The sequence below is a fragment of the Rhizobium sp. LjRoot98 genome (assembly GCF_964252935.1).
Lineage (GTDB): Bacteria > Pseudomonadota > Alphaproteobacteria > Rhizobiales > Rhizobiaceae > Pararhizobium.
Window position 1 is genome coordinate 313,084 of sequence record NZ_CAXUPW020000001.1, and the last position, 19,423, is coordinate 332,506.

Consider the following 19,423-nt stretch of genomic DNA (forward strand, 5'->3'; position numbering starts at 1 on the left):
GTTGCTGGAGAATCGAAACAGCTCAGGCTGTTTGACCCGGTTCCGCCTCGATGTCCACCGGTGTTTCCTGCTGTGGCCCGGCACCCGCCCTGCCGGACAGGATCTTCTGGTAGAACAGCCCGATGCCGATCAGCACCGCGCCGAGGCCGATAAACGAGAGCGCGCGCAGAAAACCTTCGAGATTGGCCATGTCGATCAAGAACACTTTCAGCACCGAAACGAAGACCAGAACCGCCGAGGCGATGCGGATGCTCTTGGCATTGAAGCGGGAGCCGAGCACCAGCAACAACACGCCGAGCAGCAGCCAAACGACGGAATAGGTATAGGTCTCGCCCTGCACAAACCCTTTCCAATCAGCGATGTTCTGCCCCTGCCAGAACCGGCGCACCGACAGCGTTGCCCAGGCAAAGGCAAGTACCGCAGCGGCGACGGCAAGGATCGTCACGTAAGGCACCGGCCGCTTGCCTCGGGCATACCAGGCGAGGCCGGCATAACCGAGCCCCGGCAGCAGGTAGCCGATCAGCAAGAGATCGAAGAACGGGATCGAGCCGAGCAGTTCGCCGCTGAAATAAGGATTGAGCCCGATCAGATGGGCAAAAAGGATCGACAGGATCGACAGGACACCAATCACCATACTGCCATAGTGGAAAATCGGGCTCGGTGACTTGCGGTCGAGCGTCATCATGATGCCCGAGGCGCCGATGGCAAGCAGCGTGTAGATCGACTGTTCGCCGAGTGTCGGCACGGCGCTGTCGAGCACGCCGCCGTTCATGGCATGGCGCACGAGGATGGCGACCGTCAGAAGCACGAACAGGCTGGCAAGCGCCTGTAATAGATTGCGCACCCGCAGATCCGGCCAGCGGCGCAACTCGAATGCCGAGAAGACCAGCAGCAGCGCCGGAATGCCATAACCGGCCAGAAGCGCGTTGAAGACCGGTGTTTTGCCAAGATGGAGAGTGCCAACGATGGTCGGTTCCCAGGCGATACGGGCAAGCACGGCGATGGCGGCGCCGACCATCATCCAGGGCAGTGACGGCCAGGTCCGCAGACGCGTGGCCGCGACATAGGCTGCGCCGACAAGCGCAATCAGGATGGTGGTCGCGAGACCATCAGTCAGGGCATGCAGCGCAATGATGATCAAGCCAAGCGAACCGGCGACGAGGAAAGCCTGTGGCAGATCGAGGCCGTCATCGCCGCCCTTGCTGCGCGAGAACCACTCGGTGAGGCCGAGGAGGACGAGGCCCGCAGCCAGCGCAAACAATCCATGTGGCAGATCGAATGTCAGATTGCCAGTCATCAGCAGAGACATGCCGATCAGTGCGATCGGAACAACAGCCGTGATGGTGGCCCAGATGGTGGCGAGCGGCGGACGGTCCTTGCCATGCAGATGGATGGCAAGGGCTCCAAGCGCGATGAACACGCCGGACAAAATCATACTGGCCAGCATCGCGGTGTGACCGGAAACAGCAAACGTGACGATGTGGCCGGGGATGGTTGGATCGATGAATGTCAGAAGGCCGCTCAGCGCCGTCATGCTCCAGACGCCCAATATCGTGCCGACGGCGGAGAAGATGGCAGGATAGACGGCATAGCTGCGCGTCGCACCAAGCGCTGCCAAAGAAGCAACGACAAGGCTGAACTCGATGACCGGATAGCCGGAGGCGGTGGCGAGCGGGCTGATCATCGCCAGCGCAGTGAGAAGAGCGGAAATGCCCGCTGTTACCGTGATCGCCACGAAGGGCGGGGTCATGGTGCGCTCCCACGACGACGGCACGGCTGCAAGCGGCTGGTCCGGCTCTGCCGGCTGGTCATCGATGGTGTCCGCCAGTTTGCCCGGCCAAATTAAGCCGACACCGGCGATCATCACCAGCATGATCAGGGTGACGGGCCGTGTCTCAAATGGCGTTGCCGAGGCGATATAGGCCAGTGCCCAGAGGCAAAGGCCGATATTGGCCATCGATGGCACCACCGTCCAGCGGCGGATGCGGGCGGCAAGAAGGGTGGCGATCCAGGCGATGCTGAGAAAGCCGAACAGGCTCCAGGGACTGGGGCTTTCAGACGAAACCACTGCCGGCGTGACCAGCGAGGCCAGCAGCCCGAGACCGGCCAGAGCCTGCCCATGCAGCAGCGACAGGCCAACGGTGGCAAGCGATACCAAGGCCAACAGCGCAAAGGCGGTAACCGGCCCGATGAAACCATAGATGCCATGGGCGGCATAACACACCCCGAACAGGGTGACGGCGCCTGCCGCGGTCAGGATGCCGGGGATCATCGCATTCTGGAATGCGTCGGCCACCAGAGGCACGGCGCGGCGGCGGACAAACTCGCCGATGGCCATCAGGACGAGACCGAAGACGGCCGCCATCGACAACCGTACGACCGGGCTGAGCAGACCTGCATCGATCGAATATTTCACCATGAAGACGCCGCCAAGCGCCAGCGCGATACCGCCGACCCAGACCGCCCAGCGCGCGCCGAGACGGCTCTCGAGGCTTTCCTTCTGGCGCGGGGCGACGGCGTCGATCGTGGTGCTCGCCGCGTTCGAACGGGCGGCCACCGGTTCGCCACGCGACGCTTTTTCGACGGCATCCTGGCTGGGTGGCAGGCCGCCGAAGATCGCGTCACCCTTGCGGATTTCGGCAGCGCGCGGCGTTTCCGCCGGTATCACCTCCAGCGATTCCGGCGCGCTTTCCTGCATTTCGGGCTGATCGGCTGCTTCGACCACCGCATCAGCGGCCGGAATGACGGGTAGGCGCGCCTGAAGCTGCGCCAGCTGTTCCTTCAGCGCGGCAATCTCGGCATCCAGCCGTCCATCTGTCTTACGCCCGTTGAAAAACGCCGCAAGCGCTAGACCAAAAGCAATGAAAGCAATGACTTCCATTCTGATTTCTCCATGGCGCCAGTGACGGCGCGATCCTGCGAACCATACAGCTTTTCAGCCGGACGCCAATCATAGACGGTTCAGATCGACGATATGTTCACCGGATTGTTGTCCCCTCTGGTTGTGCCGCAGCACCCGTCTTTCGAGTGACAACCATTTGCAGCGCACTCAGCGCATCAGGTTCTCGATCGGAAAAATCGCGCAGGTTTCCGTGCCGTGAGCCAGAAGCTTGCCGTTCTTGCCTTTGAGCCACGCTTCCGAGGTTGCAATCGTGCGGCCGCGATGGACGATCTTGCCTTCGCAGAACACCTCGCCCATGCCGGGCAGCAGCGGGCGGACCAGATTGACCTTGAACTCGACGGTCGTATAGGCCTCGCCCGGTTTCAGCATCGTCATGACGGCGCAGCCAAGAGCCGAATCCATGATGGTCGCCGCCCAGCCGCCATGCACGGTACCCAGCGGATTGAGATGTTCGGCGGCTGGCAGCCCCTTGAAGACGACCCTGCCCTCTTCGACCTCACTCAATCCGAATTTCAGGGTTGCCGACATCGGCGGCGCGGGATGCACGCCGGCCAGAAGGTCGAGCATCGCCTTCAGCCCGCCATCGCGCGCGACAGCCTCAAGCGGCACCGTGCCGACGCCGGACACGGTCATTCCGGGATAAAGTTCGACAGTCATGCGTGAAGGATTCCTTATGGGAGGATTGTCGCGCTCTGCGGCTTCAGGGCCTTGAGTGCCGCCTGCACAAACCCTTCGCGGGCGGCCGAAAGGCCAATGCCGCGCGGCTCGTAGACATGGCGATGAAGAAAGAACGCCGTCATGCGGAACGCTTCGGACAGGCTATCAAAATCGGCGGCGCCGCCCTGCGCCAGGAAACCCGGCAGCGCCAGCATCTTGCCGGCATAGGGCGCGCCTGCGGCCCGGCTGACCGCCCGGCCGGATTTCGGCGAAACATAAATGAGATCGTCGCGCGTTCCGGTGGCTGCACATTCCGCAAGATCAAGTCCAAAGCCGAGATCATTCAATACAGCGATCTCGAAGCGCACGAACAGTTCACCGGCATCGCGGGGGTCGTGCAGATTTTCCAGGATGACATCGAGTGCTTCATAGAGATGCGGGTGCGGATCGCGCTCAGGTAAGAGCCGAAGCAGTGCACCCATGGCCTGAACGCCGTAAACGGAAGTTGCCGCCTCCATCAACCGTGCCGCACGCAGGCGCACAGGCTCCATCTTGAACTCACCCAGATGCTCGTCGAGCCGCGCCCGCCAGGTGACTTCGACCTCGTTGCCGGGCTGCAGCACCGGCTGCATCGTCCGCGACCTGCCGCCGCGCACAAGCCCGAGATGGCGGCCGCGCACCCGCGTCATCACCTCGGCGACCACGGAGGTTTCCCCGTGCCGCTTGACGCCGATGATGATGGCCTGATCGCTCCACTGCATGGCTTCAGTTTTACTCCCGGCGGCAGGCGAAAACAATCAGAACGCCACCCGATCGCCAGATCACCCGGCAACCGGACGTCCCCGAGCCAAGCTCTACTTCCGCTTCATCGCCTCGGCGAGCGCCGCGCCAAAGGCACCCTGCGACGGAGCCTGCGGCTTCTGCTGCTGGACGCGGGACAAGGTCTGGCGTGCCTGCTGGGCCGCCTTCGGATCGCTCTTCATGTCATTGCGTCCACCTGACTCTGCGGCACCATCCTTGCGCATGGTGAGCCCGATGCGCTTGCGGGGAACATCGACCTCGGTGACGCGCACCTGCACGACATCACCGGCCTTGACCACTTCATGCGGGTCCTTGACGAAACGATCGGCAAGCTGGGAGACGTGAACCAGGCCATCCTGATGCACGCCGATATCGACGAAGGCGCCGAAGGCCGCGACGTTGGTCACCGTGCCTTCCAGAAGCATTCCCGGCTTCAGGTCCTTGATGTCATCGACACCATCGGCGAAGGTCGCCGTCTTGAAGCTCGGGCGCGGGTCGCGGCCGGGCTTTTCCAGCTCAGAGAAGATATCCTTGACCGTCGGCAGGCCGAAGCGCTCATCGACGAAGGTCTTTGGATCGAGGCTCTTCAGCGCAGCACTATCGCCCATGATGGCGCGCAGGTCGCGGCCGCAGGCGGCGACGATCTTCTTCGCCACGCCATAAGCTTCCGGGTGCACGGACGAGGCATCCAGCGGCTCCTTGCCATCACGGATACGCAGGAAGCCTGCGCATTGTTCGAACGTGCGGGCCCCCAGACGCGGCACTTTCAGGAGTTCCTTGCGGCTGGTAAAGGCGCCGCTCGCATCGCGATGGGCGACGATGGCTTCGGCCGATGACTTTCCAAGTCCGGAAACGCGGGCAAGCAGCGGAGCGGATGCGGTGTTCAGATCGACGCCAACCGCGTTCACCGCGTCTTCGACGACAGCTTCAAGCGAGCGGTTGAGACGGCCCTGATCGACATCGTGCTGATATTGGCCAACGCCGATCGATTTCGGTTCGATTTTCACCAGTTCGGCCAGCGGATCCTGCAGGCGGCGCGCTATCGACACAGCGCCGCGCAGCGAAACGTCGAGGCCAGGGAATTCATCGGCTGCGGCCTGCGATGCGGAATAAACCGATGCTCCGGCCTCAGAAACGATGACCTTGGTCGGCTTCGGGCCTGCCGGCAGCTGCGTCAGCATGTCGGCGACCAGACGTTCGGTCTCGCGGCTGCCGGTGCCGTTGCCGATGGCGATCAGTTCGATCTTGTGCTTGCGGATCAGGCTGGCAAGTTCCGCCTGCGTGCCGCGAATGTCGTTCTTCGGCGGGAACGGGTAGACCGTCGTCGTGTCGAGCAGTTTGCCGGTGCCATCGACGATGGCCACCTTGACGCCGGTACGGATGCCCGGATCGAGGCCCATCGTGGCACGCGATCCGGCGGGAGCAGCAAGCAGCAGGTCCTTGAGATTGCGGGCGAACACGTGGATCGCTTCCTCCTCGGCCCGCTCGCGCAGTTCGCGCATCAGGTCAAGCGACAACGACATGGAAAGCTTGACCCGCCAGGTCCAGCCGATCATCTCCAGCAGCCACTTGTCGCCCGGCAGCGTGCCGCCGACCGCGTAGGCGGCGGCGATGGTGCGCTCGACTGGCTTGACCGGCGATGTATCGTCGAGATCGACGACGATATCGACGGACAGAAACTCTTCGTTCCAGCCGCGCAGCATGGCCAGAGCCCGGTGACCCGCAGTCGTTGCCCAACGTTCGGAATGGTCGAAATAATCCGAAAACTTGGCGCCGGCCTCCTGCTTGCCATCAACGACCTTGGAGCGCAGCATCGCATACTGGCGCATATGGGCGCGCAGGCGGCCGAGCAGATCGGCATTTTCGGTAATGCCTTCGGCGATAATATCGCGGGCACCATCGAGCGCCGTCTTCACATCCGGTACTTCAGCGGTGATATAGGCGCTGGCGCGGTCGGCCGGGGCAATCTTACGATCGGCAAGGATCGCGTCGGCTAGCGGCCCAAGGCCGCGCTCCCGGGCGATCTCGGCCTTGGTGCGGCGCTTCGGCTTGTAGGGCAGATAGATGTCTTCCAGTTCCGCCTTGGTGGTGACCCCGGCGATCTTGGCTTCCAGTTCCGCCGTCAGCTTGTCCTGGCTGCGGATCGAATCGAGAATGGATGTCCTGCGCGCCTCTAGCTCGCGCAGATAGACCAGCCGTTCGGCGAGGTTTCGCAGCTGCGTATCATCCAGCCCGCCGGTCACTTCCTTGCGGTAGCGAGCGATGAAGGGAACGGTCGCGCCTTCGTCCAAAAGCTCGATGGCTGCGATCGCCTGGGCGGGCGTGGCCTTGATTTCCTGGGCGATGAGGACGGCGATGGACTTTGATGGCAGGGACATGGCATTCCGGATTCAGTTGAGATGGCGGGACAATAGATGCACATGCCATCAAGGCCAAGTGAAGGCGCGCCCTCGCCCCGGCGCGTCCACAGATGGATACCTGCAAAGCACTGACTGCTGGCTTAAAACTCCACAGGCTCCAAGGGCGGCCGGGTCTTTTCGAATTGACGCAACGCCTCTTCCCGTTCGCCAATATAATTGCGCGTATAGGGTACGGATTCCAGTTCGTGCGACAACTGGATCTGGAAGATCGCCATTTTGTCATAGAGGAAGGCCGTTTCCGACGAGGCCAGATAGAATTCCCACATGCGGAAGAAACGCTCGTCGTAGAGCCGGACAGCCTCTTCCTTGCGGGCGGTAAACCGTTCGCGCCAGGCCCTGAGCGTGTGGGCATAGTGCATCGGCAATATCTCGATGTCGCGGATCATCAAGCCCGCCTTTTCAATGGACGGAACCACCTCGGACAGGGCCGGCATGTAACCGCCGGGAAAGATGTACTTTTCGATCCAGGGATTGGTGGCCCATGGTTTTTCCGCTTGGCCGATCGCGTGCAGCACCATTACGCCCTTCGGCGCCAACAATCCGGCCATCTTGATGAAAAAATTGGGATAATTGGGCATGCCTACATGCTCGAACATACCGACCGAAACGATGCGGTCAAATTGGCGCTCGGCCATCGTGCGGTAGTCCTGTAGCTCGAACCGGACGCGATCCTCAAGCCCGCGCTTCTGCGCCCGGCCGCGCGACACTTTCAGCTGTTCTTCACTGAGTGTGATGCCCGTGACATCGACGCCGGAGGATTCGGCCAGATACATGCCCATGCCGCCCCAGCCGGAGCCCACTTCCAGCACCGACTGCCCGGGCTCCAGCAAAAGCTTGGCAGCGATATGGCGCTTCTTCGCCGTCTGCGCCTCATCAAGGTGGATACCCGGAGGATCGAAATAGCCGCAGGAATATTGCCAGTCCTGATCGAGAAACAGGTCAAACAGCTTGCCGTCGAGATCGTAGTGATGGGCGACATTGTGCTTGTTGCGATTGACCGGCAGGCGGCTTTTGATCTGCTGTTCGGCCACGTGCATCAGTGCCGTCGCCGTGTTGCTGATCGTTGCGGCCTTTTCCAGGCCATTGGCCTTCACCATCGATAACAGGTCGAAAATATTGCCCTCATCGATGACGATGCGGCCTTCGACATACATTTCACCGAAACGGAGGCCCGGATCGTGCAGGATCGCTTTTTCGGCTTCCTCATCCAATGTGCGCACGGTCACGGCAACGCCGGACCCATCGCCAAGAATGGCGCGCTCTCCAGAAGACAGAATGAGTGTCAGATTGCCTTTTTGAACCAGCCGGCGGAAAATCTTCAGAAATGTCGTATTCATTCCGGACCTCGACCACAGATGCAGAACATTCTGGTGAAGGGTCACGTGCCGCCGGTCTTGGTTTTGCCGGACATTCGCAAACGAGAAGAACCACAGCTAGCGCGCCGTCGGCGTCGTCCGGGGGCAAACAGGAACGGTAACATCACGGGGTCGCCGCCGTCTGGCTGCCGGACAGATCGTCTGGGCACCCCGGCCAGGGAGCTCAATCCATCAGAACACCCGTTTAAATAGTGCTGTTTTACAGCCGTGCAATGCCGGCGCTGGTCCCTCAAGAATTTATTTGCTTAGCAAATCCCGTGGATCATATGGACATCACGCCCTGCCCCGGCAACCGTGCCCGATCATGCGGCCGGTCAAGATCAAGCAGCGGACCGAGCGGCACGATCTTCGTTGGGTTGATATGCACAATGGAGTAATAGCCCCGCTTGATATGATCGATCCGTGCCGTCTCGCGGATGCCCGGCCATTGATAGATCTCGCGCAGGTAGTTCGACAGGTTCGGATAGTCTTCCAGGCGGCGCAGATTGCACTTGAAGGCACCGAAATAGGCGGCATCGAAGCGGATCAACGTGACGAACAGCCGGATGTCGACTTCGGTGAAAAAGGCACCGGCGACGTAGCGATTGGCAGAAAGATGCGCTTCCAGCGTATCCAGCATATCGAACAGGCTGGTCACGGCCTCTTCATAAGCACCCTGCATCTTGGCAAAGCCTGCCCGGTAGACGCCATTGTTGACCCGTTCATAGATTGGCGCATTCCAGCGGTCGATCGAGGGGCGCAAGCTCTCCGGATAGAAATCCCGAGTGTTGCCTGTCAGGTGATTGAAGGCGGTGTTGAGAATGCGGATAATATCGGCGGACTCGTTGTTGACGATGCGGCCTTCCTTGCGATCCCAGAGCACCGGCACGGAGACCTTGCCGGTATAGTGTGGATCTGACGCAGTATAGAGTTCGTGCTGGTAGCGGATCTTTGCAGTGCGCGGGCCGGCGTCCTGCGGTGCGGCATAGGTCCAGCCGTTTTCACCCAGCTCCGGTTCCGAGATCGACACGGAAATGATGTTCTGCAAGCCTTTGAGACTGCGCATCATCAGCGTGCGCGAGGCCCAGGGGCAGATGAAGGCGACGAAAAGCTGATAACGGCCTGCCTCTGCGGGCAATGCCGGCTGGCCGTCAGGCCCCGGCGCGCCATCCGGCGTGATCCAGTTGCGGAAACTGGTCGGCTCACGATGAAAGGCGCCGTTCTTCATCTCGCTGGCGGCGACATCGCCGGTTTCCCACTTTCCATCGACCAGCTGCGGCATCGTCCAAATCCTCACGCGCCCGGAAACGCCGGGACATCAAACTCACCTTCAGATCTCATGCGCCCGCGCGACGGGCAAGACTGTGGTTGTGCGACAGACTGTTCGATGATCCGGTCCGGATACGAAAAGGCGCCGTTTCCAGCGCCCTCGTCCTACCTTGATCTTACTTCGGGAATTCCAGCCCCATCTCGCGGAAGCGCTCGGGATCGTCGCCCCAGTTTTCGCGGACCTTGACGAACAGGAACAGGTGCACTGGCTGTTCGAGGATTTCCGACAGCTCCTTGCGGGACGCCATCGAGATGGCCTTGATCGCATCGCCGTTCTTGCCGAGCGCAATCTTCTTCTGGCTGTCGCGCTCGACATAGATGACCTGCTCGATGCGCACCGAGCCGTCCTTGCGCTCTTCCCACTTTTCCGTCTCGACATGCGACGAATAGGGCAGTTCCTGGTGCAGCCGCAGGAACAGCTTTTCGCGGGTGATTTCGGCGGCGAGCTGGCGCATCGGCAGATCGGAAATCTGGTCTTCCGGATAATACCAGGGACCTTCCGGAAGCTTCATGGCGAGATAGTCGAGCACGTCGTCACAGCCCGAGCCGTTCAGTGCCGAGATCATGAAGGTGCGCTCGAAATCGACATATTCGTTGGCGGCGGTCGCCAGCTTCAACAGATCTTCGCGCGATACCTGGTCGATCTTGTTGAGGACCAGCATCTTCGGCTGCTCGACTTCCTTCAGACCGTTCAGGATGGTTTCGGCATCGCCCTTCAGCCCGCGTTCGCTGTCGATCAGCATCATGATCGCATCGGCATCCTTGGCACCGCCCCAGGCGGTCGTGACCATGGCGCGGTCGAGGCGGCGGCGCGGCTTGAAGATGCCGGGCGTGTCCATGAAGACGATCTGGGCGTTCTTGTGGATGGCGATGCCGCGCACGATGGCGCGCGTCGTCTGTACCTTGTGGCTGACGATCGACACCTTGGCGCCGACCAGCTTGTTGACCAGCGTCGACTTGCCGGCATTGGTGGCACCGATCAGGGCGACGAAACCTGAGCGGGTCGGGCCTTTTTCGGTTTCTACTGCGGTTGGTTCTGTTTCGCTCATGATGTCCGTAATTTCCGATTGAGCGACCGGGCGCCGCTGAGGCGCGCAGGATCGCAAGTGTCTGTCAAAAGATTGCCTGATCTTTCGGGAGGAACCGTACCTCCGGACAGATCAGGCCGTCGTCGCTTTCTTCCAGACGCCTTCGCGCTCCAGAATTTTCGTGGCAGCCACCTGTTCGGCGGCGCGCTTGGACCGGTCGATGCCCGTTTCAGGACCGATACCGGGTATTTCGACCGTCACCGTGAAGCGCGGGTCGTGATCCGGGCCGGAGCGATCGTCGATACGGTAGTTTGGCGTCACGCCGAATTTGGCGTGTGCCCATTCCTGCAATTCGGTCTTGGCATCGCGCCGCGCGCCATCGACACGGCTTGCCCGTGACGACCAGTGGCGCTGAATGAAACCACGCGCAGCCTCCAGCCCGCCGTCGAGATAGATCGCCGCGATCAGCGACTCTACCACATCGGCGCGCACATTGAGCATCGATTTTCCGGTGAGCTTCTTCACGTCGGCACCGGTGCGGATGAACAGGTGCAGCGACAGCGTATCGGCGACAAGCGCACAGCTGTCTGCGCTTACGAGCTGGTTCAAGCGAACCGAAAGTTCGCCCTCATCGGCATCCTTGAAAGTATCGAACAGCAGTTCGGCGACGCAGAGCCCAAGCACGCGGTCGCCGAGAAACTCCAACCGTTCATAGTTGGAGCCCTTGGCATTGCGGGCGCTGGCATGAGTCAGCGCCCGGTCGAGCCGTTCCTTCTGGACAAAGCTGTAGCCGATCGCAGTCTCAAGCCGCTGCCGGTCTTCGGTGTTCAGAGAACGGCCCTTGCTCATTCTACGCCCTTGAAAAGACGGTCGTAGCGCAGGTTGGTCGGCCACTTCCAGATTTCGCGGAACGAAGTGTCGTTGCCCAGCGAGAAGAAGATCATCGAGGCGCGGCCGATCAGGTTCTGCGCCGGGACGAAGCCGACGTCGAAACGGCTGTCTGCCGAGTTGTCGCGGTTGTCGCCCATCATGAAGTAATGACCTTCGGGAACGATGAATTCGCGGGTGTTGTCGCCGCGCGAATCCGGAAACTGGTCGAGCGTGTCGAAGCTGACGCCGTTGTCGAGCGTTTCGCGGTAGACCGGAACGTCGGCACCGGTGTCGTACTGGTCGTCGGCCCGGAACATGCCGTCCGGAACGCGCTGAACGGCCTTGTCATTGACGTAGAGAATGCTGTCGCGAACCTGGACCTTGTCGCCCGGCAGACCGATCAGGCGCTTGATGTAGTCGATGTCCGGATTTGGCGGGAAGCGGAACACCACGACATCGCCGCGCGCCGGCTCACTGGCGAAGATGCGGCCTTCAAACAGGTCGGGCGAAAATGGCAGGGAGTATTTCGAATAGCCATAGGCGAACTTGTTGACGAAGATATAGTCCCCGACCAGGAGCGTCGGCATCATCGAGCCGGACGGGATGGTAAACGGCTGGAAAAAGACGGTGCGGATCACCACGGCCAAGAGAAGCGCCTGGATGATGACCTTGACGTTCTCCCAAAGGCCGCCGCCCTGCTTCTTGTCGATATTTTCTGCCACGCCACTTGTTCCTTGATCTGATTCCGCGCGCGCTGCAAAGCGGGCGGGTATATTGTATGGGGTCCGTATGCTGCCGGGTCATTCGATTGGAGGCTGCCTGACGCAAATGGTCCGCGGCGCCGTCCTTTCAAATGAACTTGAGGCAGATCATACGGTCCACGTCATCCGGACATGCTCTAAACGCTTCCTCAATCTTGAGCAACGGGCAGAGCCTCAATTATGACGAAGGCCTGCGCCAGCGGGAAATCGTCCGTGATGGTCAGATGAATGACGCCGCGATGGGCGGCCGGCAGCATTGCGGCAAGCCGCTCGGCAGCACCACCGGTGAGTTGCATCGTTGGCTTGCCACCCGGCAAGTTGACAACGCCCATGTCCTTCCAGAAAACCCCCTGCGCCAAACCGGTACCGAGCGCCTTGGAACAGGCTTCCTTGGCGGCAAACCGCTTGGCATAGGATTCGGCGCGGTTCTTGCGGCCTTCCGATTTGCGGATCTCGACATCGGTGAAACAGCGATGAGTGAACCGCTCGCCAAAACGCTCCAGCGAACTGGCGATACGCCGGATGTCGATCAGGTCACTGCCGATGCCGATAATCATCGAAATGAAAATACCTTAGTGAGAGTGTGACAAGAGCAAACGATAAGCCCTCTGCCAAGTTAAAAATTTGTCAGAAATCAAACATCGTCGGCCCAGGCGACGGCCCGTGCGCGCATTTTGCTGAGACGGCGGACCTGCCGGCGCGACTGGAACAGTCTGGCGGCATAAAAAGCAGCAACGTAAAAGACGGCAGCGCTTGCGGCAGCAAGCGGCAACGAGCCGACCAGCATCGGCTTGAGCACCGGCCCCCACAAATGGGAAAGTTCGAGATGCCGCAGCATGTGGAGGATATCCTGGCCGGCCATCGCACCGTTGCCCTCCGTCCCGAGCATGATCAGGCCAAGTTCGTAGGTCGCCGCCAGGATGAACGGAATGGTCAGGGGATTGGCCAGCGCAGTCGAAATGCCGGCCGCAATCATGTTGCCGGACAGGAGATAGGCGAACGCCAGGGCGATGAGAATGTGAAAACCGACAAACGGGGTTGCCGAAGAGGCCGCACCGGCAGCGACGCCGAGCGCGATCGAATGGGGCGACGACGAGAGCCTGAGCACACGCATCGACAGATAACGCAGCCCACGCGAAAAACCTTTTCGCGGCCACAGAAACTCACGGAGCTTTCCCGACCAGGTCGCCGGCTTCTTGCGTCTGAACAACATAATGCTCTGATAGACGATGCGGATATGGCTGTTCAATGGCAGCGGCAGCAAAATCAGCTTTTCCGGCGCCGCAAATGCTAACAGCCTGAGACTGGCTGGCGCCGGTGATGGCCGATGGGCCGTGTATCGTGCACAGTGAGCAAATCCGCTATACGCTACATGCATAGGTCCCGGCAGCCTGACGATGCAGGCAGCCGGACAAGGGCATCTTTTTAGAACGAGTTGCGGAACAGGCCACGGTCAATCTGACGCTGACGGTATTCCAGGTCGATCCGGTCGAGCGAACCATTGAGATAGCTCAGTTCACGGTCTTCGACGGACGGGACGCGCAGGGCGTTGGTGATCTTCTTCAGTTGCTTAAACATGGTAAACCTTCTTTCGTTTACCTCCCGACGCTGAAGATAGTGGAACCACCCCTTTTTCACCAGAGCCACAAAAAGACGGCAGCCATGCACAGAACGCATGACCTGCACCTTTTCGCCCCAGAGAATGCACAATCAAACGGCAATTGCCACCAAGCCGTGCGTAACTACTGGCGATCATGGCGAAATATCGGCATGACCTTGCGCCCGCCCTCGAACCATGCGGACGCGGCTGTGAGCCGAGCATCATTTCAGCCCTGTGCACGGATGACAAAGCAATGCCGCCAGGGCGGCATTACTCGAAGACGCGCTTGACCGTCGAAACGCTTGGCAGATCGCGAATCTGGGTGATCAGGTGGTTGAGCTGGCGAAGATCCCAAACCTCGATATCCAGCTGAAACTCGCTGAAATCGGTCGCCACCTGCCCCATCGACAGGGTGCGAATGTTGATATCGCTGGTGGCAACCGCCTGGGCGATCTCGGCCAGTGTGCCCGGTTCGTTGAGCGCATTGATCTGAATGCGCGCCATGAAGCGGGTGTTGTTGGCCTCGTCGAGATCCCAGCGCACATCGATCCAGCGCTCCGATTCCTCGTCGAACTTCTGCAGGCTCGGCGACTGGATCGGATAGATGGTGATACCCTTATCCTTCTCCATGATACCGACGATCCGATCGCCAGGGACAGCCCCGGACGCGCTGAAATGCACCTCGGCATTGCCCGAAAGACCACGGATCGGCAGAGCCTCCGGCCCCTCGCCGTCGAGGACGTCGAACATGTCCTTCGGGCGCCCCGGCAATTTGAAGACCATGCCGGCGGCGCTGCGCATATTAAACCAGCCCTCATCATTCGGCTTGAGCGTGACGCGCTCATCCTGATGGTCGGGATAGACGGCCCTCAGCACATCGAGCGACGACAGTTCGCCACGGCCGACGGCGGCAATGGCGTCCTCGATCTCCTTGTGGCCGAGCCGGTGCAGGACCGGCTTCATACCCTCGCGGGTAAACTGTTTGCCGGCCCGCTCGAACGTGCGCTCGAGGATGCGGTAGCCGAGACCGGAATATTGCTTTCTGACGGCCGCACGGGTGGCGCGCCGGATGGCGGCACGCGCCTTGCCGGTCACGACGATCTCTTCCCAGGCCGGCGGCGGCACCTGGATGCCGGAGCGGACGATCTCCACCTCGTCACCATTGTTCAGCCGCGTGACCAGAGGCATGATCCGGCCGTTGATCTTGGCGCCGACGCAGGTATCGCCGATATTGGTGTGAACCGCATAGGCAAAGTCGATCGGTGTTGCGCCGCGCGGCAGAGCGATGAGCTGGCCCTTCGGCGTGAAGCAGAAGACCTGATCCTGGAATAGTTCGAGCTTGGTGTGTTCGAGAAACTCTTCCGGATTATCGCCTTCGGCCAACGACTCGATCGTCCGGCGCAGCCAGGAATAGGCGTTCGATTTCGGCGAAAGCTTCACCTCGCCCACCGGCTCGATGCTATCCTTGTAGAGCGTATGGGCAGCGATACCGTATTCGGCGATCTCGTGCATCAGCCGTGTGCGGATTTGCAGCTCGATACGCTGACGGGACGGGCCGACAATGGTCGTGTGGATCGACTGGTAATCGTTCTGCTTCGGCGTCGAGATATAGTCCTTGAACCGGCCCGGAACAACGCGCCAGCGCGTGTGGACGATCCCGAGCGCCCGGTAGCAGTCCGGTATATCGGCAACGATGATCCGAAAACCCCAGACGTCCGAAAGCTGTTCGAAGGACAATGACTTCGACTGCATCTTTTTGAAGACGGAATAGGGTTTCTTCTGCCGTCCCTTGACCATCGTGCCGGTCAGGCCCCTCGCCTGAAGCAGTTCGTCCAGCTCGGCCTCGATCTTCTTGATCAGACCCTCATTGCGGGTCGACAGTTCCTCAAGGCGGCGGGTTACCGTTTCGAAGGCTTCCGGATTGATATGGCGGAAGGAGAGGTTTTCCAGTTCCTCGCGCATGTCCTGCATGCCCATGCGGCCGGCAAGCGGCGCATAGATATCCATCGTCTCCTCGGAAATCCGGGCACGCTTTTCCGCCGACATATGATCGAGGGTGCGCATGTTATGCAGCCGGTCGGCGAGCTTGACGAGAAGGACGCGCACGTCGTCGGAAATCGCGAGAAGCAGCTTGCGCAGGTTCTCGGCCTGCTTGGCCTTCTTGGTGACAAGATCGAGCTTCTTGATCTTGGTCAGACCTTCAACCAGCGCGCCGATGTCTTCGCCGAAGAGATCATCGATCTCGGCCCGCGTCGCGGTCGTATCCTCGATCGTGTCATGCAGAAGCGCGACCGCGATGGTCGATTCATCGAGATGCATCTCGGTGAGGATCGCGGCAACTTCGAGAGGATGGGAAATATAGGGGTCGCCGCTTGCCCGCTTCTGCTGGCCATGTTTCTGCATGGCGTAAACATAGGCCTTATTGAGGAGTGCCTCGTTTACATCGGGCTTGTATTTTTGAACGCGCTCAACGAGCTCGTATTGGCGCATCATCCGCTAGGGACTCCAGGAGGGATCCGGAAAACAAAAAGTGCGCCAATCATAGGAGTGGCGCACTGCTTTGCAAATACCGGTGTCACGCGAATTCCGAATGAAAACGCGGCATTGCGTCAGAGCGTCGCGCCCAACCCAAGGCCGGGCACGCCATTGGCTCAATAATCGTCACTTTTTTCCGGCGGAACGAGGCCTTCGATACCAGCCAGAAGCTCCTCTTCCGACATGCGGTCGAAGGTGACGGCCTCAGGCTGATCGTCTTCGGCCGACTGGTCGGCAAACACGGAAGCAGCATCGCCGCTGATCATCGAAGCCGGATCGGGCTCAGGCTCATCGACTTCGACATGCTTCTGCAGCGAATGGATCAGGTCTTCCTTGAGGTCGCCGGGCGACAGCGTTTCGTCAGCGATTTCGCGCAGGGCCACGACCGGGTTTTTGTCGTTATCGCGATCGATGGTGATCGCTGCACCCTGCGAGATCAGGCGGGCGCGGTGGCTTGCCAGAAGCACGAGCTCAAAACGGTTATCGACTTTGTCGATGCAATCTTCAACGGTGACGCGGGCCATGCCTGTCCTTTGGATCTCAGGAGCGCAGCTAAAAACATGGATGCCGTGAGAGGCCCCGTTGCTGCGCCGATTAACAACACCGGAACCCGTCCAGCCGTCGGCTTGACGGTATGCGCGGCTCCGATTTCAGGAATTACCCTGCCCGATACAATCAAAACCGCATAAATTCAAGTTTTTCCTGCAATGCGAAAAAAGATATCCAAAAATCCGCCCAGCCACAGCTGCCGGAACAAAAATGCTATCTGGTAACCACTCCCAATCGATTGGCTTTGACATCTGCTTAAATGATGATTGAATATCGCTAAACCCTGATGTGCCATGGAGAAATTGACATTTGCGCCGATGACGCCCGGCCCCGCCCATCAGAAAAAAAATCTAAACATTTCTGGATATCTCATATTTTTAGCAAAAAACTGCGAGATATAGCTATTCCAAGCGGAATTTTCTTAGACTAAAGCGAATGCTGGCTTAGAAAGCTAGAATATGATGAAATCTTAATGTATTCGAGTTGTTCTGCGGCCGGGAACATTATCGCTCGCTCAGGTTGAAATCAAAAACATTGAGACAACAAAAAAGGAATTACGATGTTCGACCCACGCGAAAAAATCGCGCTCTTCATCGATGGGGCCAATCTTTACGCCGCGTCGAAAAGCCTTGGTTTCGACATTGATTATCGCAAGCTTCTCAAAGCCTTCCAGAAGCGCGGCTATCTGCTTCGGGCGTATTATTACACGGCGCTGATCGAGGATCAGGAATACTCATCGATCCGGCCACTGATCGATTGGCTAGACTATAACGGTTACAAGGTTGTGACAAAGCCGGCCAAGGAGTTTACCGATTCTCTCGGCCGCCGGAAGATCAAGGGCAACATGGACATCGAACTGGCCATCGATGCGATGGAACAGTCCGAAACAGTTGATCATCTGGTGATCTTTTCCGGCGATGGCGATTTCACCACGCTGGTGGAAGCACTGCAGCGCAAGGGGCGCAAGGTCTCCGTCGTCTCTACCATGTCGACCCAGCCACCAATGATCGCCGACGACCTACGCCGCCAGGCAGATCACTTCATCGAACTTGTCAGCCTGAAAGCCGAAGTCGGGCGCGACCCCTCGGAACGCCCCGTCCGGGTGGCGGCCGAACCGGTCCATGACGAAATCCACGACTAAAAAAGAACCGGCTGATCGCAGCCGGTCCTTTTTTCAATCCCAACGCCGCTTTGTGATCTAATGGTCCTTCAGCAACCGGCTCTTCTGCCGGTTCCAGTCGCGTTCCTTTTCGCTTTCGCGCTTGTCGTGCAGCTTCTTGCCCTTGCCCAGCGCCAGTTCCAGCTTAGCCCTGCCCTGATCATTGAAATAGATCTTGAGCGGGATGAGCGTCATGCCGTCGCGGTTGATCGCGCTTTGCAGCCGGTGCGCCTCACGCTTCGACAGCAGGAGCTTGCGCCGGCGGCGCGGCTCGTGGTTGAAGCGGTTGGCCTGCAGATATTCCGGCAAGTACGAATTGATCAACCACATCTCGCCGCCCTCGTCCGTGGCGTAGGACTCGGCGATGTTGGCCTTGCCTTCGCGCAGCGACTTCACCTCGGTGCCGGTCAGAACCAGACCGGCCTCGTAGGTATCGATGATCTCGTAGTTGAAGCGGGCCTTCCGGTTTTCCGCGACAACTTTCTTGACCACACGCTGGCTGCCCTTCGGTGCCATCAGTTCATCAGCCCCGCATGGCGCAGCGCTGCGTCGATGGCAGCCTCGGTTGCCGGCTCCAGCGTCGACAGAAGCGGCGAACGCACGGTGCGGCTCATCTGGCGCAGGCAGTTGAGCGCATATTTGGCACCGCACAGGCCCGGCTCCATGAAGATCGCCTTATGCAGCGGCATCAGCTTATCCTGATAATCGAGCGCCTTGGCGTAATCACCGGCTAGAGTGGCCTCCTGGAATTCGGCACAGAGGCGCGGCGCCACATTGGCCGTGACCGAGATGCAGCCGACGCCGCCATGCGCGTTGAAACCAAGGGCCGTTGCGTCCTCGCCGGAAAGCTGGACGAAGCCTGCGCCGCAGGACAGGCGCTGCTCGGAGACGCGCTCGATCTTGCCGGTCGCATCCTTGACGCCGATGATCGACGGATAGGCCTTGTGCAAGGCAGCCATCGTTTCGACGCTCATATCCACGACGGAGCGGCCGGGAATGTTGTAAATGACAACCGGCAGTTTCACGCTTTCGGCAACAGCTGCAAAATGGGCGAAAAGCCCCTTCTGGGTCGGCTTGTTGTAATAAGGCGTCACGACCAGAACGGCATCTGCCCCCGCCTTTTCGGCGTGCTGAGCCAACTCGATAGCCTCTGTCGTGTTGTTGGAGCCGGCACCTGCGATCACCGGGACGCGCTTGGCCGCGGTTTCGATGCACAATTCCACCACGCGTTTATGCTCGGCATGCGACAGGGTGGGCGATTCACCGGTGGTGCCGACCGGCACCAGACCGTGACTGCCTTCGCTGATCTGCCATTCGACATGCGCGGCAAAGCTATCCGTGTCCACAGCGCCGGAGGCGGTGAACGGGGTGACGAGTGCGGGAATGGATCCCTTGAACATGCACGACTCCTGACGGCCGGGGAGCTTGAAACCAACCCACGCTTTAGCCGCATTTCA

The 19,423-nt window shown here is 60.0% G+C and carries 17 protein-coding genes; 1 reads left to right on the forward strand and 16 read right to left on the reverse strand.

The window, feature by feature from the left end:
* Positions 1–22: 22 nt before the first annotated feature.
* The 14 genes from ACSQ3J_RS01545 to rpoZ all read right to left on the reverse strand — a co-directional run bounded on the left by ACSQ3J_RS01545 (position 23) and on the right by rpoZ (position 16,782).
* Complete coding sequence (locus ACSQ3J_RS01545) at positions 23–2,881, reverse strand: DUF2339 domain-containing protein (RefSeq protein ID WP_060508674.1); 2,859 nt, start codon at positions 2,879–2,881, stop codon at positions 23–25.
* 168 nt (positions 2,882–3,049) lie between these two features.
* Entirely contained in the window at positions 3,050–3,559 is a 510-nt protein-coding gene (locus ACSQ3J_RS01550; protein WP_060503600.1) for a PaaI family thioesterase, read from the reverse strand.
* A gap of 14 nt (positions 3,560–3,573) precedes the next feature.
* Positions 3,574–4,320: a DNA repair protein RecO gene (gene recO / locus ACSQ3J_RS01555; protein WP_060503601.1), complete on the reverse strand. Its 747-nt coding sequence runs from the start codon at positions 4,318–4,320 to the stop codon at positions 3,574–3,576.
* Positions 4,321–4,413: 93 nt separating this feature from the next.
* Positions 4,414–6,738, reverse strand: coding sequence for a Tex family protein (locus ACSQ3J_RS01560; protein ID WP_060503602.1), 2,325 nt, complete (start codon positions 6,736–6,738; stop codon positions 4,414–4,416).
* Positions 6,739–6,860: 122 nt separating this feature from the next.
* Entirely contained in the window at positions 6,861–8,117 is a 1,257-nt protein-coding gene (locus ACSQ3J_RS01565; protein ID WP_060503603.1) for an SAM-dependent methyltransferase, read from the reverse strand.
* 301 nt (positions 8,118–8,418) lie between these two features.
* Positions 8,419–9,417, reverse strand: a complete 999-nt coding sequence (locus ACSQ3J_RS01570) for a glutathione S-transferase family protein (RefSeq protein ID WP_060503604.1) — start codon at positions 9,415–9,417, stop codon at positions 8,419–8,421.
* A gap of 163 nt (positions 9,418–9,580) precedes the next feature.
* Entirely contained in the window at positions 9,581–10,513 is a 933-nt protein-coding gene (gene era, locus ACSQ3J_RS01575) for a GTPase Era (RefSeq protein ID WP_060503605.1), read from the reverse strand.
* A gap of 111 nt (positions 10,514–10,624) precedes the next feature.
* Positions 10,625–11,341, reverse strand: coding sequence for a ribonuclease III (gene rnc, locus ACSQ3J_RS01580; RefSeq protein WP_060503606.1), 717 nt, complete (start codon positions 11,339–11,341; stop codon positions 10,625–10,627).
* Positions 11,338–12,072, reverse strand: a complete 735-nt coding sequence (gene lepB, locus ACSQ3J_RS01585) for a signal peptidase I (protein WP_436038959.1) — start codon at positions 12,070–12,072, stop codon at positions 11,338–11,340. The genes rnc and lepB overlap by 4 nt, the downstream gene beginning before the upstream one ends.
* 200 nt (positions 12,073–12,272) lie before the next feature.
* On the reverse strand, positions 12,273–12,680 hold the full coding sequence (gene acpS / locus ACSQ3J_RS01590) for a holo-ACP synthase (protein ID WP_060503608.1): 408 nt from the start codon (positions 12,678–12,680) through the stop codon (positions 12,273–12,275).
* A 77-nt stretch (positions 12,681–12,757) separates the two neighbouring features.
* Positions 12,758–13,387, reverse strand: coding sequence for a DUF2062 domain-containing protein (locus ACSQ3J_RS01595; protein WP_244482031.1), 630 nt, complete (start codon positions 13,385–13,387; stop codon positions 12,758–12,760).
* Positions 13,388–13,548: 161 nt separating this feature from the next.
* Entirely contained in the window at positions 13,549–13,701 is a 153-nt protein-coding gene (locus tag ACSQ3J_RS01600) for a DUF3563 domain-containing protein (protein ID WP_081928008.1), read from the reverse strand.
* Between the two features lie 292 nt (positions 13,702–13,993).
* Positions 13,994–16,216 carry a RelA/SpoT family protein gene (locus tag ACSQ3J_RS01605; protein WP_060508676.1) on the reverse strand — a complete coding sequence of 741 codons (2,223 nt, stop codon included), beginning with the start codon at positions 16,214–16,216 and terminating at the stop codon, positions 13,994–13,996.
* 158 nt (positions 16,217–16,374) lie between these two features.
* Positions 16,375–16,782 carry a DNA-directed RNA polymerase subunit omega gene (rpoZ, locus tag ACSQ3J_RS01610; RefSeq protein WP_060503611.1) on the reverse strand — a complete coding sequence of 136 codons (408 nt, stop codon included), beginning with the start codon at positions 16,780–16,782 and terminating at the stop codon, positions 16,375–16,377.
* 584 nt (positions 16,783–17,366) lie between these two features.
* Here rpoZ and ACSQ3J_RS01615 point away from each other — a divergent pair.
* On the forward strand, positions 17,367–17,948 hold the full coding sequence (locus ACSQ3J_RS01615; RefSeq protein WP_060503612.1) for a LabA-like NYN domain-containing protein: 582 nt from the start codon (positions 17,367–17,369) through the stop codon (positions 17,946–17,948).
* Between the two features lie 57 nt (positions 17,949–18,005).
* Here ACSQ3J_RS01615 and smpB read toward each other — a convergent pair whose 3' ends face one another.
* Together smpB and dapA are read right to left on the reverse strand one after the other, a co-directional pair.
* Positions 18,006–18,482 (reverse strand): SsrA-binding protein SmpB, encoded by a 477-nt coding sequence (gene smpB, locus ACSQ3J_RS01620; RefSeq protein ID WP_060503613.1) that lies wholly within the window; start codon positions 18,480–18,482, stop codon positions 18,006–18,008.
* Positions 18,482–19,366: a 4-hydroxy-tetrahydrodipicolinate synthase gene (gene dapA / locus ACSQ3J_RS01625; RefSeq protein WP_060503614.1), complete on the reverse strand. Its 885-nt coding sequence runs from the start codon at positions 19,364–19,366 to the stop codon at positions 18,482–18,484. The genes smpB and dapA overlap by 1 nt, the downstream gene beginning before the upstream one ends.
* Positions 19,367–19,423: the final 57 nt, after the last annotated feature.

Bases quoted from the DNA above. Each gene is read 5' to 3' on its own strand.
- ACSQ3J_RS01545 (WP_060508674.1), bottom strand. From the start codon at position 2,881: ATGGAAGTCATTGCTTTCATTGCTTTTGGTCTAGCGCTTGCGGCGTTT.
- ACSQ3J_RS01550 (WP_060503600.1), bottom strand. From the start codon at position 3,559: ATGACTGTCGAACTTTATCCCGGAATGACCGTGTCCGGCGTCGGCACG.
- recO (WP_060503601.1), bottom strand. From the start codon at position 4,320: ATGCAGTGGAGCGATCAGGCCATCATCATCGGCGTCAAGCGGCACGGG.
- ACSQ3J_RS01560 (WP_060503602.1), bottom strand. From the start codon at position 6,738: ATGTCCCTGCCATCAAAGTCCATCGCCGTCCTCATCGCCCAGGAAATC.
- ACSQ3J_RS01565 (WP_060503603.1), bottom strand. From the start codon at position 8,117: ATGAATACGACATTTCTGAAGATTTTCCGCCGGCTGGTTCAAAAAGGC.
- ACSQ3J_RS01570 (WP_060503604.1), bottom strand. From the start codon at position 9,417: ATGCCGCAGCTGGTCGATGGAAAGTGGGAAACCGGCGATGTCGCCGCC.
- era (WP_060503605.1), bottom strand. From the start codon at position 10,513: ATGAGCGAAACAGAACCAACCGCAGTAGAAACCGAAAAAGGCCCGACC.
- rnc (WP_060503606.1), bottom strand. From the start codon at position 11,341: ATGAGCAAGGGCCGTTCTCTGAACACCGAAGACCGGCAGCGGCTTGAG.
- acpS (WP_060503608.1), bottom strand. From the start codon at position 12,680: ATGATTATCGGCATCGGCAGTGACCTGATCGACATCCGGCGTATCGCC.
- ACSQ3J_RS01600 (WP_081928008.1), bottom strand. From the start codon at position 13,701: ATGTTTAAGCAACTGAAGAAGATCACCAACGCCCTGCGCGTCCCGTCC.
- ACSQ3J_RS01605 (WP_060508676.1), bottom strand. From the start codon at position 16,216: ATGATGCGCCAATACGAGCTCGTTGAGCGCGTTCAAAAATACAAGCCC.
- rpoZ (WP_060503611.1), bottom strand. From the start codon at position 16,782: ATGGCCCGCGTCACCGTTGAAGATTGCATCGACAAAGTCGATAACCGT.
- ACSQ3J_RS01615 (WP_060503612.1), top strand. From the start codon at position 17,367: ATGTTCGACCCACGCGAAAAAATCGCGCTCTTCATCGATGGGGCCAAT.
- smpB (WP_060503613.1), bottom strand. From the start codon at position 18,482: ATGGCACCGAAGGGCAGCCAGCGTGTGGTCAAGAAAGTTGTCGCGGAA.
- dapA (WP_060503614.1), bottom strand. From the start codon at position 19,366: ATGTTCAAGGGATCCATTCCCGCACTCGTCACCCCGTTCACCGCCTCC.